The organism is Psychrobacter sp. AOP7-B1-24 (assembly GCF_052376215.1).
GTDB lineage: Bacteria > Pseudomonadota > Gammaproteobacteria > Pseudomonadales > Moraxellaceae > Psychrobacter.
On sequence record NZ_JBQSVL010000076.1, the window covers coordinates 1 to 14,378 of the forward strand.

The 14,378-nt window shown below is 42.5% G+C and carries 14 protein-coding genes; 9 read left to right on the forward strand and 5 right to left on the reverse strand.

The genetic code is table 11. From position 1 onward, the window contains the following. Positions 1-18 precede the first annotated feature (18 nt). On the forward strand, positions 19-960 hold the full coding sequence (locus ACT3QP_RS12365; RefSeq protein WP_192992248.1) for a transaldolase: 942 nt from the start codon (positions 19-21) through the stop codon (positions 958-960). Between the two features lie 128 nt (positions 961-1,088). Then, a complete protein-coding gene (locus ACT3QP_RS12370; protein WP_192992249.1) occupies positions 1,089-1,544 on the forward strand; it encodes a surface-adhesin E family protein in 456 nt (151 codons plus the stop codon). Between the two features lie 55 nt (positions 1,545-1,599). On the opposite strand, the gene ACT3QP_RS12375 is transcribed toward ACT3QP_RS12370, so the two are convergent. Beyond that, the gene (locus tag ACT3QP_RS12375) at positions 1,600-2,115 is read right to left on the reverse strand and encodes an adenine phosphoribosyltransferase (RefSeq protein WP_226945119.1); all 516 of its coding nucleotides are present in this window, start codon (positions 2,113-2,115) and stop codon (positions 1,600-1,602) included. Between the two features lie 471 nt (positions 2,116-2,586). Between ACT3QP_RS12375 and ACT3QP_RS12380 the strand changes: the two genes are divergently transcribed. Next, on the forward strand, positions 2,587-2,751 hold the full coding sequence (locus ACT3QP_RS12380; protein ID WP_192520571.1) for a rubredoxin: 165 nt from the start codon (positions 2,587-2,589) through the stop codon (positions 2,749-2,751). 27 nt (positions 2,752-2,778) lie between these two features. Then, on the forward strand, positions 2,779-3,828 hold the full coding sequence (locus ACT3QP_RS12385; RefSeq protein ID WP_413469396.1) for an alpha/beta fold hydrolase: 1,050 nt from the start codon (positions 2,779-2,781) through the stop codon (positions 3,826-3,828). 169 nt (positions 3,829-3,997) lie between these two features. On the opposite strand, the gene ACT3QP_RS12390 is transcribed toward ACT3QP_RS12385, so the two are convergent. Further along, positions 3,998-4,987: a WG repeat-containing protein gene (locus ACT3QP_RS12390; RefSeq protein ID WP_226945117.1), complete on the reverse strand. Its 990-nt coding sequence runs from the start codon at positions 4,985-4,987 to the stop codon at positions 3,998-4,000. Between the two features lie 271 nt (positions 4,988-5,258). Between ACT3QP_RS12390 and ACT3QP_RS12395 the strand changes: the two genes are divergently transcribed. Further along, the gene (locus ACT3QP_RS12395) at positions 5,259-6,191 is read left to right on the forward strand and encodes a DMT family transporter (protein WP_192992252.1); all 933 of its coding nucleotides are present in this window, start codon (positions 5,259-5,261) and stop codon (positions 6,189-6,191) included. A 128-nt stretch (positions 6,192-6,319) separates the two neighbouring features. On the opposite strand, the gene ACT3QP_RS12400 is transcribed toward ACT3QP_RS12395, so the two are convergent. Further along, complete coding sequence (locus ACT3QP_RS12400; protein ID WP_192520575.1) at positions 6,320-7,768, reverse strand: solute carrier family 23 protein; 1,449 nt, start codon at positions 7,766-7,768, stop codon at positions 6,320-6,322. A 572-nt stretch (positions 7,769-8,340) separates the two neighbouring features. Between ACT3QP_RS12400 and ACT3QP_RS12405 the strand changes: the two genes are divergently transcribed. Further along, positions 8,341-9,774: an L-serine ammonia-lyase gene (locus tag ACT3QP_RS12405; protein WP_192992639.1), complete on the forward strand. Its 1,434-nt coding sequence runs from the start codon at positions 8,341-8,343 to the stop codon at positions 9,772-9,774. 344 nt (positions 9,775-10,118) lie between these two features. Here ACT3QP_RS12405 and argJ read toward each other — a convergent pair whose 3' ends face one another. Then, entirely contained in the window at positions 10,119-11,342 is a 1,224-nt protein-coding gene (gene argJ, locus ACT3QP_RS12410; RefSeq protein ID WP_192520563.1) for a bifunctional glutamate N-acetyltransferase/amino-acid acetyltransferase ArgJ, read from the reverse strand. 71 nt (positions 11,343-11,413) lie between these two features. After that, the gene (xthA, locus tag ACT3QP_RS12415; RefSeq protein ID WP_192520562.1) at positions 11,414-12,238 is read right to left on the reverse strand and encodes an exodeoxyribonuclease III; all 825 of its coding nucleotides are present in this window, start codon (positions 12,236-12,238) and stop codon (positions 11,414-11,416) included. A gap of 321 nt (positions 12,239-12,559) precedes the next feature. Between xthA and ACT3QP_RS12420 the strand changes: the two genes are divergently transcribed. The 3 genes from ACT3QP_RS12420 to ACT3QP_RS12430 form a co-directional block, all read left to right on the forward strand. Then, a complete protein-coding gene (locus tag ACT3QP_RS12420; RefSeq protein ID WP_192520561.1) occupies positions 12,560-13,120 on the forward strand; it encodes a thioesterase family protein in 561 nt (186 codons plus the stop codon). A 9-nt stretch (positions 13,121-13,129) separates the two neighbouring features. After that, entirely contained in the window at positions 13,130-13,984 is an 855-nt protein-coding gene (locus tag ACT3QP_RS12425) for an ABC transporter ATP-binding protein (RefSeq protein ID WP_192520560.1), read from the forward strand. Between the two features lie 67 nt (positions 13,985-14,051). Continuing rightward, the coding region (locus ACT3QP_RS12430) for an ABC transporter permease (protein ID WP_444519146.1) at positions 14,052-14,378 on the forward strand (327 nt) is incomplete at its 3' end.

A 14,378-nucleotide genomic window follows, 5' to 3' on the forward strand; every position in this document is an offset into this window, starting at 1 on the left:
AATAAAAAAGGATATCTGATGAGCGCATTACAACAGCTTCGCACCATGACCACCATCGTCGCGGATACTGGAGACCTAAACGCCATTGCGCGCTTAAAACCTATTGATGCGACCACCAACCCAAGCCTAATCACCAAAGCCCTCATGCATCCTGACAACCAAGGTATGCTGTCAGAAACCATGAGCCATCATAGTGGTGATATAGATGCGGTGATTGATGCTCTTACCATTCAGATTGGCTGTGATATTTTAGGTCTCATCGAAGGCCGCGTCTCTACCGAAGTTGACGCACGCTTATCTTATGACACTCAAGCAACGATTGATAAAGCCTTGGCCTTTATGGAAGCTTACCAAAAAGCAGGTATCAACTCAGAACGTGTATTGATTAAAATGGCCGCCACTTGGCAAGGTATCGAAGCAGCGCGTTATCTGGAAACTCAAAATATCCACTGCAACCTGACTTTATTATTTGGACAACACCAAGCGATTGCTTGTGCCGATGCTGGCGTGACACTGATATCACCATTCGTGGGTCGCATCTTAGACTGGCAAAAACGCCAACAAAACCGTCAAAACGTGCCCGCTTCTGATGACATGGGTGTGCAGTCTGTGAAGCGTATTTATCAATATTACAAACAACACGACTATCGTACACAAGTCATGGGGGCAAGCTTTCGCTCAACTGAGCAAATATTAGCGCTAGCAGGCTGTGATCTATTGACCATCGCACCTAACCTCATCGACGAGCTGGCTACGATAGATGCTGAGGTGACGCAACAGTTATCGCCAAGCATGTCAATGGATATAGCAGATATGACCAAAGTGAGCCTAACACGTGAAGAATTTAGTGCTGCCTATCAGCAAGACAAAGTCACACAAGACTTATTACCAAAAGGTATTGATGGTTTTATCGGTGCGCGCGATGAGCTTGCTCAAATGTTAGCAGCTATGCGCAGTTAAGACACCAATAGTCTCTGATATAGAACATATTCTAAAAACAGAAACAACTGGCAATAAAAGAAAGTTGCCTGCTAATACTAAGTTGGCTATGATGAGCGACTTCAAACAACAAGAAGCAAGGCTTGATTATGAAGCGGCTATCAATGTTATTAGTAGGCGGCACTCTAGCGGTCAGCGCACATGCAGTGAACTGGTCAAAAGTATCAGAAAGTCAAACTGGATCAGTTTTTAGCGTAGACTTGGAATCTATCGAAAGCTCCGACATCAACATCATAGACGAAACAGATGTTGAAAATATTACGGTAGCTATTCGTCGAACCTATCCTGCACAAAAAAATGAGGATGAAGCAAACAGTATTCATCATAGTGACCAACAACTGCTCATCTCTTGTAAGGATAACAGCTATTATAGGCGCGCTTATGTGAACTATGGTGCTAATGATAAAGTATTGCAGTCATGGCAATCAGAAAAGCCGATATTGACCACAAAAGACTTTAAAGCCACAACACCAAAGACCGTCGGGCATACACTAATAAAAGAAGCCTGTACAATCTATGAACAGACCGAAGATAACTCACAATAAAAAATCGCGCTGATATGATTCAGCGCAATTTTTTATGGTCAAATAAGAATACGTCTTAAGCTTTTAATACGCTATAAATAGGCACTGGAAAGTCACCATGCAAATCAACTAAATCCAATAATACCAAAGCACCAATAACGGTATGATCTGCAGATTTACATAGCTCATAAGCAGTCGTTAATGTGCCACCAGTGGCCAATATATCATCAACCAACAATACACGCTCTGGCGGTAGGTTGTTTTGCATCTCAAGCGTATCTTTACCATACTCTAAGGCATAGGCTTTATTGGCAACAGGTGGCGGCAACTTACCGGGTTTACGCAGCAGAATCATACCTTTACCCAATCGACCTGCCAACAGACTAGCAAACACAAACCCACGTGCTTCTACAGCTCCCAAACAATCTACTTCATCCATCAGACCTTCAGGCAATGCCGCTAGTAGTGCATCGATCACATCATTAATATGACTACGTAATAACGGTGTAATATCATAAAAATCAATACCAACTTTCGGAAAATTGGGTACTGTACGAATAACTTGCCAAAATGGATGCTCAGTGTTCAGCATATAAGTTGGCTCGTTTTCGATATTTGTAGATGTAGCACTCATGCTCATGGTAACCCTTAGCTTATATGACTAATACCACCTTCAAAAATACAACTAACACCACCCAACTCGTTACGCCTATCATGCGTATGACTGATACTCGTTTTCGTTGCTACTCTAATTTTGAAAATACTATTGAATAAGAATATATTAATGATAAATGATGGTTAATGCGATAACTTCAGCGGCCGCCATTATAACATGATTGGTGGCCATATTTAGGTTCGACTTACCTTAGTAGCAAGTAGTAGCAAGACGCCCCTTGAATAAAAATCAGTTAATCTCAATATACAAGTGTAAACTTAACTACGAAAATCATGGTTATATGCTAAACTACGTGCGCTTTCGCAGTCTAATCTCCTGACTGCAATGCTAAATCTGAGCGTCTATAGCGCACTGTAACATTGGCAATGATCGATAGGATTATTTATTATGAAACGTTATGAATGTATTGTCTGCGGCTGGATATATGACGAAGAACTCGGCTGCCCCGAAGAAGGCATCGCACCAGGAACTAAATGGGATGACATCCCTGACGACTGGACTTGTCCAGAATGCGGTGTAGGAAAGCTTGATTTTGAGATGGTTGAGCTGTAATAGACGATTCTCTAATTAGGACACTTCATGACGACATCAAATGATATGAATAGTGCCAAAGAAAAGACCAAATCACAGACAATCCTTGATGAAAATATAGGAAACTATCCCACCGCTGAGTGGCAAAAGTTCGGTATACATCAATGGGGTAACTCTGATCTCAGTGATCACCTTTATCAATCAATGATTGATATCGGTGATGGCATCGAGCTGTGTGTTGAAGCCGGCGGTAATCCTAATAATCCGCCCTTATTAATGATTATGGGGCTTGGCTCCCAAATGATTTTTTGGCCAGACAACTTCATCAAACGTCTCATTGATGCAGGTTTTTTTGTGATACGTTTTGATAATCGTGATATTGGTTTGTCCTCTAAAGTACAGATCGAAGGGTTGCCACGTATCAACCAACTAAAAATGATGCTGCGTTTACAAGCTGGCTTATCGAATAAGAGCACACAAGTTGCTTATAATTTAACTGATATGGCAGAAGACACGGTTCGCTTAATTAAGGCGTTGCAGTTAGGAAAGACGCACCTGCTCGGCGCTTCTATGGGTGGCATGATTGCACAAATCGTGGCCGCACGCTATCCAAGCTTAGTACAGCGAATGGCGCTGATGTTTACCACGACCAACCGCGCTTTCCTAAAACCACCCAAGCCAAAGCAGTTATATACCCTCATCAACCGCCCTGAGAGCCATTCTGAGCGCGATATTGTACGGCATAGCGTTTGGTTTATGAAGACAGTCGGTACACCCGGTCATGTCAATGTACGTATGGTGCGTGAGATTGCTAAAATACGCTATCAGCGCAACTTCCATCCACTAGGTACTGTGCAGCAGCTTAATGCTATTCTCTCGTCAGGCTCTATCAGTCGATTCAGTAAGCAAGTCAAAGCGCCCACTATCGTATTACATGGCAGTGCGGATGGACTGCTACCTGCCTCACAAGGCCGCGTGGTCGCAAAGACCATTCCTAATGCCTCGTTTTATTTAATCGAAGGCATGGCACATGATATTCCTGAGTATTATCAGCCGTATATGGTTGACTTAATCAGTAACCATTTATTAGAAAATTAATGGATCATAACGCTCAGCGCCAATAACTTAAAAAACGTTAAACAAGCCATAACAGAAAAAGAGTGTAAGCCTATCGATGGATAACAGGTCTTACACTCTTTTTCTATCATAGCCTTTTTATTATAAACGGCTGATACCAAAATAGCGGTTTAGTAGTTTTCTAGTCATACTAGCCCTCATCACAAGCGACACTAGCACCTTCTTTATCAATACACATTTTAGTGCCATTTTTTAGGTTACCAATCCACGCCTTGCCATCCGTAAATACAAACGCAGGCTTACCTTTGTACTTGTCATTAACCGACACGCCGCTGTCAGAAAAACGAAACGGGATCACCAGCTCACCACCAAGATTAACAAAACCCCAATCTTTACCAATTCGAACACCAGCCAACCCTTCAGAAAAAGACTGTACTTCATCAAATGAATAAGTAATCATAATCACGCCATTGTCATCGACAAACCCCCACTTACCATCTTGCTTACGTGGTTGTAAAGTGGTAAAACGAGTGACAGGTGCTTGGCTTGATTGTACTGCGCTTGACTCTGATACTGGGCCCGACTTATCGCCGATGTTACTATTGCTACTATTAGGGTCACTAGTGGCTTTGCCATTTTTATCTAGCCAGCTGATTGCACGGTTTTTATTGACGCGCGCCACGCCGCCTCGATAGTCATCGATATCACTGAATGCTGCCGAAAACGGCACAATGGTTTTATTGGCTGTATTAATGACACCGTACTTGCCAGATTTTTTTACGATGATACGACCTTCTGATACCGCACGCGCCCAGCCTGATGACTCGCCTAATAAGTCATAAATGACCGGCACAACTTCACGACCTTGCATATTAATATAGCCAACCTTTTTACCCCGTTGGACGGGAATTAGGCCACCCGCAATTTTATCCGCTTTAATCTCGTGATAACGTGATAAATCAACAACCGCTTTACCTTTTTTATTGATTAAAGCAACAGGCGCACCAAAGTCTTTGATGGCCAAAAAATAACTGCTATTTGATGTGCAAGAGACGTTTTTGTAATAGCTTTTGGGTAGTTTGCAGCTAGCAGCTTGTGCTGTTGACGCTGTAAACAAGACGCTACAGACAACGCCCAAGGCAAAACCATAGCGCAGAATTATTCGTGGTAAATTGAACATCAAGCATCGTTGTGGTTTTGATAATGAGTGTTGCAACATAAATAAACCTAAGCTAAGAGTATGGATGTTTTTGGTGTAGACGTTAGGGCGTGTTGAACATTATAAACCACTAGGGCAATAAATATACGCCGTCACCACCGCTTAATGTAACTGGTTATTTTTAAGCTTAAAACCTCGACAGTGCAGCCTAACTTACTATCGTTTTTAACATAGGCATTGATACTGATATAGAGGTTAGCAGGGTATATTAATACAGAAATAAGGATTGTTTATGGCACTTGCTGCTTCACGCTCTGCCCCTATCGGCTTAGTCATTGGTTGTATTATATTTGGTCTAGGAAGTTTGATTGTTGCTCATGTCGATATCGGTGGTTGGGCGATGTCGTTTTGGCGACTGGCCATTTCTGGTATCGTCTTTGCTGTCTTAGCAAAAATGATGGGGCAACGCTTGCCTCGTTCAAGGCGGGCTATCTTTTATAGTCTATTGTCAGGTGCATTTTTAGGGCTGGATTTGGCATTGTGGCATGAGAGTATTTATGCCGTTGGTCCTGGTATCTCAACATTACTGAACAGCTTACAGATTTTCTTTTTGGCAGCGATTGGTTTTTTATATTTTAATGAACGCCAATCGATAGTACAGCTCATTAGTCTGTTTTTAGCGATGCTAGGCGTGGCAATGATTGGCAGTCCTGAGTTTGCTCATAATACAGCAGCAACGTGGGGGTTCATCACAGGTATCGTCTCGGGTGCGATGCTGGCTGCATCAATGACCTTCATTCGTAAAACGCATGATACAGAACCAACACCGATATTTGTGTTGATGCAGCTAATTAGTATCGGTGGTGTCTTTGCCATGATTATTCCGATGCTAGTATTTGATATGGGGCATATCTTACCGAACACATGGTCTGAGATTGGTTGGGTGCTTATCTACGGTACCGTGATGCAGTGCTTGGCATGGGGACTCATCGCCTACTCTATTCCCAAGCTGTCTCTAGCATTGACTGGGTTATTACTATTAACTGAACCAGTTGCTGCATTGGTCATTGATTATAGCTGGCTGGACAAACCGATTAATGGCTTACAATGGAGTGGTGCACTGTTAACCATGCTTGCGATATATCTAGGCTCATTAAAACCTAAGCCACGAGCGCTGCGTCGATATCGGTTTTTTGCACGCTTTTATAAACGTAAATATAAATAACAGCGTAAATATAAATAAATTTGATGGTCTCGTTCAAAAAAATCCCCCGTTCTAGAGATAGAATGAGGGCTTTTTTAACATCATCAATTCAGTTTATATAGTTCATAAAGGCTATAACACTCAAGCTATTATTTGGCTAATAATTTCTTAGCCGCTTTTACTTCAGACGCTTGATTGAATAGGATATTCAATACGATGGCAGCTAGCGTAGCAGTACCGATACCACCCAAATCAAAACCACCTAAATGCAAGCTAAAGTTGCCGGTACCCATGATAACAACGACAGCTGCAATGATTAGATTACTGTTTTTGCTAAAATCAATATGATTGTCTATCCAGATTTTCACACCTGCCAGCGCAATCAAACCAAATACAACGATAGATGCGCCGCCTAATAATGCCGCTGGGATGGTCTGAATGATGGCGCCAAACTTTGGAGACAGTCCAAGAACAACCGCAACCACACCTGCCACCACAAATATCGTCGTGCTATAGACCTTGGTCACCGCCATTACACCGATATTTTCAGCATACGTAGTCACGCCTGTACCACCAAACCCTGCCGAAAAAGTCGTTGCTAAGCCATCAGCGAGAAAAGCGCGACCCATATAAGGTGTGACGCGAGCGTTGGTCATGCCCTCGACCGCTTTAAAGTGCCCTAAGTTTTCAGCCACTAAAATAAAGGCCACTGGTGCAATCATAATAATAGCATTTTTATCAAAACTAGGCGTATGAATCGTTGGTAGACCGAACCATGAAGCCGCGGCCACGCTCGTAAAATCAATCGGTGCTCCAAAGCCTAAAACATTGGTCATCACAAAATAAGCAGCATACGATAAAATCAAACCGACCAATAACAATAGGCGACGTAACATGCCGCCAGTAAACACGGCTACAACACTGATGAGCAACACCGTCAATGTGGCCATCCATGCATCAAACTGATTGGCCGACACACCCTGAATAGTCACCGGTGCTAAATTAAGACCAATGATCATCACGATGGCACCGGTCACGATAGGTGGCATCAAGCGCTCAATCCAGCCAGTGCCCGTCTTCATCACCAATAGTCCAATCAAGGCATAAATAATACCGCAAGCCATGATACCGCCCAAAGCGACATTTAGATTACCATTGAACCCTGCACCTGCATAGGCTGTCACAGCGATGACTGGACCGATAAAAGCGAAGCTTGAACCCAAATAACTTGGCATGCGCCCACCAGTGATCATAAAGAACATCACCGTACAAATACCTGACATCAAAATAGCTAAATTAGGATCAAATCCCATTAATAATGGTGCCAGCACCGTCGCACCAAACATCGCAAAAGTATGCTGCACACCTAATAAGACACTTTTTGATGGTGGTAGATATTCATTAATACCGACTGGATCACGATCCAAGTTACCCTGATACGGTCGCCATGTCGGGAACCAACGACCATTGTTAAAGTCTGGATTTTTTGAATAACTTATGGCAGCTGAATCAATACCTGCAGCTTCTAGTGCATTTTGTTCTGGTGGCTCTTGAGCACCATTTTTTGAATGGGAGGAAGGGTCTTTTTGAGATGGCATGCGCTTATCCTATGTGAACTGAGCTAAAATAATAGGCGACAATAAATAATGTACTGAAAATACAGTCAGGTTGTGACGTCAATAATTGAGGATAGGTAGTTAGAAAATACGGTCAGTAGTAAACCTAGTACTGGAACATTTAACAGACCCTACATACCACCCTAATTTATTCATTTATGTTTTAATATAGCAAACCAAAAGTATTATTTGCTATGATGAGCATATACTGCTGTATATATAAGGTTTTGCTAGATGTATCAGGTCGGCTATGCGTTGCTAAAAATGGTTTCAGTCGTGCTTTGTTATTCAACGTACTCTATGACGACAACCAGCTTACAGGATGTTACATAGCCGTCGACTCCGGGTCATAATAGCGGAGTTTCAAAATAAATAAAAGTTATTATTCAGTCACCTCTTATCGTCTTATGTCTCAAAACCCTTATGCACAATGCCTTGCACAATTTATGTTACCAGTGCTTTATAGGCCCATGATTGCTCCTGACCTCCTCCATAAAAGTGTCTAAAGCCGTCACCCGACATGCTAATACACTTAAAACTTTTGGTAACTTATTATGATCAGTATTTTTGATTTATTTAAAATCGGCATAGGCCCATCAAGTTCGCATACAGTCGGACCGATGGTTGCTGCCAACCTTTTTTTAGCATCATTCACCAAGCAAACAGCACTGACAACGATTAAAACAATTGAAATTGAGCTTTATGGCTCTTTGGCAGCGACAGGCAAAGGACATGCAACAGATACAGCCATCTTGCTCGGACTACTTGGCCATACACCCAGTACGATAGACACGCGTATGACTAGCAATTATCTAGCCCCCATTTTCTCTGACAAGGTATTAGCGGTATCAGGCACACATAGCATTGGATTTGATACAGAGCAAGACATTCATTGGCATGATGATACGGTTCTACCCTATCACCCTAATGCACTGACACTTCGAGCAGTACTAACAGATAGCACTCTGTATCAGAAAACATATTATTCAGTCGGTGGCGGCTTTGTGATTAATGAAGAAGATGCCACCAATCCAGATGAAGATCATGCCAGCCCGACAATTGATGTGGTTCCTTACCCGTTTAATAGCGCTGCAGAACTATTAGAGCAATGCCATCAGCACCAGCTGAGCATTAGCGAGTTGGTACTGGCAAATGAATGTCACTACCGCGACCAAGCTGACGTTTTTGCTTATTTGGATTCTATTTGGACGGCTATGCAAGACTGTGTAACACGAGGATGTCAAAGCAGTGGCATATTACCTGGTGGTTTGGATGTAAAGCGTCGTGCTCAATCCTTGCATCTGCAATTGTGCGCTGAGAAACACCAGACTCTGACGGAAAATGATAAGCTTGCCGCGATGGATTGGATTGACCTATATGCCTTGGCGGTCAATGAAGAGAACGCCAACGGTGGCAATGTTGTGACTGCGCCTACCAATGGTGCGGCAGGCATTATCCCTGCGGTCATGCATTATTACCGTGACTTTTTAGCAAACTACAGCATTGAAGGTGCACGCCAGTTTTTATTAAATGCCACCGCTATCGGTAGCTTAATCAAACAGAACGCCTCAATATCTGGTGCTGAGGTCGGCTGTCAAGGTGAGGTTGGCTCCGCTTGTGCAATGGCAGCCTCTGCATTGGCCGAAATACTAGGCGGCGATCCTGCCAAATGCCTCAATGCTGCAGAAATTGGCATTGAGCATAACTTAGGCCTGACCTGCGATCCTGTTGGCGGCTTGGTACAGGTGCCCTGCATCGAGCGCAATGCGATGGGCGCGGTAAAAGCAGTTAATGCTGCTCGTCTTGCCTGCCGCGGTAATGGACAGCACTTTGTCTCTTTAGATAAAGTGATCGAAACCATGAGAGTAACAGGGGCTGACATGCTCGATAAATATAAGGAAACATCACGTGGCGGACTTGCCATCTATGCAGACAACCGCATACCTACAGCGACTCGTGGATTTAGTGTTAATTATAGCCAGTGTTAATGTTAAACATATATAGTCAGTGAAATACAGTCAAAATATCCTAAAAACGCTACGGTATTGCTGATATCGATTTTTTGTAGCCTCTGTCTGCGCAGGCACAGCAAGCGAGAAAAATTTATATCAGCGATGCATGGTGTATTGATATTACTTTTCACTGACCATACTAAACCGCTACGGCGTTACCCTCCTTAGATGTACTATTTGTACAATCTATAATCGTTCGACTATAGTTAGATATATTCCCAAAAGCATTACCTTACAAACAACAAAAAAAGCCTCTAATACTTTAGAGGCTTTTTATCATGTGCGATATCTATTCATAATTGCACAATATATCGGCACTTTTAGCTACGATAATCGGCATTTATTTTGACATAGTCATAGGATAAATCGCAGGTATATACCGTATCACTGAAATCACCACGTGCAAGATCAATATGGATGGTAATCTCAGGGCGACTCATGACCGTATTGCCCGCCTCTTCCATATAACTGGGCGCAACACCGCCATTTTCACATATCATCACATCATCGAGATAGACATCGACTTGTTCGGTATCCAAATCTTCAACACCAGCATAGCCAACAGCAGCTAAGATACGTCCCCAGTTAGCATCACTGGCAAAGAACGCTGTTTTTACGAGTGGTGAATGAGCAACGGCATACGCCACATCACAACACTCTTGTGTCGTCTGACCACCAGTAACTTTTACTGTCATAAACTTGGTTGCGCCTTCTCCGTCACGCACAATCAATTGTGCCAAACGTAAGAACACTTCACTCAAAGCAGCAAACACAGCTTTATAATGTGGGTGTTCTGGGCTATCAATCACCTCTGAGCTAGCAGCACCAGTGGCTATCAAGACACAACAGTCATTGGTCGAGGTATCACCATCGACAGTAATACGGTTAAAAGACTGCTCATTGATGGCACTTAGCATTTCTTGTAATACGTTAGCTGCGATATTGGCGTCAGTCGCTACGTAACCCAGCATGGTGGCCATATTTGGCCGTATCATACCTGAGCCTTTTGACATTCCTGTAACGTGGTAGTTAGTGCCAGCAACATCAATTTTTTGGCTGGCAAGCTTAGGAATGGTGTCAGTAGTGCGAATACCATTTGCTGCTGCAAGCCAATTATCAGCGCCTAGATTGGTAAGCGCATTATCCAAACCTGCGATCACTGCATCGCTATTCAACGGCTCACCAATGACACCAGTAGAGAATGGCAATACGCTACTACTATCCACCCCTGCCTTACTAGCCAGTGCAGTACAGATATCGATAGCACGACGTTTGCCATCAGCGCCCGTTCCTGCATTGGCATTGCCTGTGTTGGTCACCAAATAGCGTGGACTGGCTTTCGCAAAATTCTCACGTAAGACACTTACAGGTGCAGCACAAAAAGTATTTTTGGTAGTAACAACAGCAGTAGTCGCCGTATCTGCTATCTCAATCACGACCAAATCGTCACGGTCTTTGTAACGCACGCCCGCTGCGGTCGCACTCAATTTGATACCTTCGATAGGATAAATCGTATTGGGTATTGCTACATTTCCGACAGCCATTATGAAATCCTTATTGTTCAGTTTTGAGAGGATATAGTTTAATTAGAACACGCCTTAATACTATATGTTTACTACAATTTTTTTAAATCAAAAGCCGACCAAATTGGCGCATGGTCAGAGGGTTTTTCCATCGCTCGCAGCTCATAACTGATACCTGCCTCAACACATGCATCAACTAAATCTGCGGTACACAGAATATGATCGATACGCAGTCCACGCTTAGGCTCATCATTAAAACCTCGGCTACGGTAGTCAAACCAACTATAAAACTCAGTGCTTTCTGGATAATGCAAACGGTACGTATCCGTCAACTCACGTGACATCAATGCACTATACCACTCACGTTCTTCTGGCAAAAAAGAGCTTTTTCTATTTTTAAGCCAGCGCTTTGCATTGGCTTCACCGATACCGATATCAACATCCTCTGGAGCGATATTCATATCTCCCATAATGATGAGTGAACGACCCTCTGCTTTTAGCGTATCAATATAAGTCATCAAGTTTGCATAGTAAGCACGTTTCATCGGAAATTTGGTCGGATGATCTTGGCTTTCTCCTTGCGGGAAATAACCATTGAGAACATCGACTTCACATCCATCAAACTCATACCGCGCATGAATGAAACGCTTTTGTGCTTCTTCATCTTCACCAGGAAAACCTTTTTGCACAAAAATAGGTGCGACTTTAGATAAAAGCGCAACACCATAATGTGCTTTTTGCCCAAAATATTCTACGTGATAACCCAAACTTTCTATATTTTCTATAGGAAACTGCTCATCATGTACTTTGGTTTCTTGCAGACCCATCACATCAGGATCGATGACGTCTCGCACAGCCTCAAGTTGATGTTGGCGAGCACGAATACCATTAATATTAAAGCTGACAAAACGGGTCATAAGTTATCCTATACTGATTGATGAAAATACGGTACTAATACGAATAGTTGAGAGGCAAAATACAAACCCCTATGATAACAGACGTAGAGCGACCTAACTATTGCGTGTCCTGATATCTTAAGCTAGAGTAGCTCTTATTATTAATTATTGTTTCTCTCATAGTTTTGGACAACACGTTACTATCGTTCCAACCCTATCATTAAAAAACGACATTATTATTAGACAAAAACAGAAATTACTAGAGTGCCCCTTAGCAGCTATTTAGCAAAAACTTCAAACCATTTCTATTTATTTATACTGATAACAATACCGAGCATGATTATGACAACCACTAATAGCAAAAGTCCAATTACCGCATTAACAGCGACCAACGAAATTACGCCATTGTTTGCTAAAGATTATAATGTCTATATTAACCATACTGATGCTGGCGGTATAGTCTACCATGCCAATCATTTGGTGTTTTTCGAAAACTGCCGCCGCGATTGGTTTAGTCATCTTGGTTTGAATGGCTATTTTTTGCAGACGGATAAAGGTGATGTACAGCATTTTGTCGTGAGTCAAGCAGACTTGCAATACAAACGAGCCATTCTCTTAGATGAAGTCATCAGCGTGCGTGTCGATAAAATAGAGTTAAAGCCTGCCAGTATAATTTTTCATCAAAGTATTCATCGCCATATAGCAGACAGCACCACTAGCCATAATATCAATGCGAGCAGCAGTTTATTAAGTAGCGCCAAAATCGTTATTGCCTGTGTACAAAATCAAGTAAGATCAAATACCATTGGTAATGACACTGCATCTATGCGCCCTATCCGTGTGCCACAAAAATTACGTACTGCCATTGAACAAGCCATTAACGAGCAAATGAATGCACAGTGATACTAAGGTATGAGTAAACAAAATGGTAAAAATGTGCATGATGTTAAGCTAACATTCGAGAATGTTTGGGTGTACAGCCAAGACACAGCTAGTCGCTATACCCATGATCATGACACAAACATTGACACAAAAACATCTCGACCACCTAGCATTTATCAAAAATGGTCTGATAAATTCAGAAAATTCGTAGCAGCCGACCCTATTTCTATTACCCATAAACGAGTATTAATAAATGGTGTGACTGGTCAGCTGCTGGCAGGGCAAGTAACCGTCTTGACTGGGTCTTCTGGTAGTGGAAAATCCGTATTGTTACGAGTATTAGCAGGACTATTGCCTATAAGCCGCGGTGATATTTACTTAAATAACGATGACATCTCAAGTATCAATGCCTATCAGAGCATTCACGATACCGTTCCCACACAATGGCGCACCCAGATAGCCTTACTAGCACAACATCCACAGTTACTAGAAGGCCGTGTCATTGACAATCTAAAAATACCCTATAGTCTACAAGCTCATCAGCAGCGCCGTTTTGATATAGATTGGCATATAGCACAGCTTGAACATATGCAACGAAACGCTGATTTTTTGTATCAAGATACCACTTACTTATCTGGTGGCGAACGGCAGTTGGTCAATACCTTACGTCTTTTACAATTAAGTCCGCAGGTATTATTACTAGATGAGCCTACAGCTGCTTTAGACGTCGATACGTCAGCACAGCTGGTACAACTACTTATGAGCTGGCTACGGCTAGATAGAAGGCGCACATTATTGTGGGTTACTCATGATACGCAAGATATCATGCCATTAGCCAATCATCACTGGCATATGCAAGCAGGAATACTATCCCAAGTTTTTTAACACAAGCAACCAAAACCAATACCTTTAATCGTTACAGAAAACGATAAGCGGTACGGATGATATACAGATGATTCTAACTTACGGTGATATCGCCCTTGCCAGCAGTCTAATTTTCATCGTTCTTATCGTGTCATGGCGACTACGCTTACATCTGACCAAAATACTATTAACCGCTGCGATTCGCACGGTGGTGCAGCTTAGTTTCATCGGTTTGATATTGGCTTGGATTTTTGCACGTAAACAATGGTATGAAGTACTTCTTATTTTGACCATCATGACCTTGATTGCTGGCAGTGCTGCCAAAAACCGGGTCAAACGCAGATATAAAGGCTTACTGACGGATACCTTCCTTGCAGTCAGCACCTCAGCGACATTGGTCACTGCCATAGCCGTT

What these genes read in the sequence shown, in the direction of transcription:
- argJ (WP_192520563.1), bottom strand. Translation starts at nt 11,342, where the DNA reads ATGGCTGTCGGAAATGTAGCAATACCCAATACGATTTATCCTATCGAA.
- xthA (WP_192520562.1), bottom strand. Translation starts at nt 12,238, where the DNA reads ATGACCCGTTTTGTCAGCTTTAATATTAATGGTATTCGTGCTCGCCAA.
- ACT3QP_RS12380 (WP_192520571.1), top strand. Translation starts at nt 2,587, where the DNA reads ATGAAACGTTATGAATGTATTGTCTGCGGCTGGATATATGACGAAGAA.
- ACT3QP_RS12385 (WP_413469396.1), top strand. Translation starts at nt 2,779, where the DNA reads ATGACGACATCAAATGATATGAATAGTGCCAAAGAAAAGACCAAATCA.
- ACT3QP_RS12405 (WP_192992639.1), top strand. Translation starts at nt 8,341, where the DNA reads ATGATCAGTATTTTTGATTTATTTAAAATCGGCATAGGCCCATCAAGT.
- ACT3QP_RS12400 (WP_192520575.1), bottom strand. Translation starts at nt 7,768, where the DNA reads ATGCCATCTCAAAAAGACCCTTCCTCCCATTCAAAAAATGGTGCTCAA.
- ACT3QP_RS12390 (WP_226945117.1), bottom strand. Translation starts at nt 4,987, where the DNA reads ATGTTCAATTTACCACGAATAATTCTGCGCTATGGTTTTGCCTTGGGC.
- ACT3QP_RS12425 (WP_192520560.1), top strand. Translation starts at nt 13,130, where the DNA reads ATGAGTAAACAAAATGGTAAAAATGTGCATGATGTTAAGCTAACATTC.
- ACT3QP_RS12365 (WP_192992248.1), top strand. Translation starts at nt 19, where the DNA reads ATGAGCGCATTACAACAGCTTCGCACCATGACCACCATCGTCGCGGAT.
- ACT3QP_RS12420 (WP_192520561.1), top strand. Translation starts at nt 12,560, where the DNA reads ATGACAACCACTAATAGCAAAAGTCCAATTACCGCATTAACAGCGACC.
- ACT3QP_RS12395 (WP_192992252.1), top strand. Translation starts at nt 5,259, where the DNA reads ATGGCACTTGCTGCTTCACGCTCTGCCCCTATCGGCTTAGTCATTGGT.
- ACT3QP_RS12375 (WP_226945119.1), bottom strand. Translation starts at nt 2,115, where the DNA reads ATGCTGAACACTGAGCATCCATTTTGGCAAGTTATTCGTACAGTACCC.
- ACT3QP_RS12370 (WP_192992249.1), top strand. Translation starts at nt 1,089, where the DNA reads ATGAAGCGGCTATCAATGTTATTAGTAGGCGGCACTCTAGCGGTCAGC.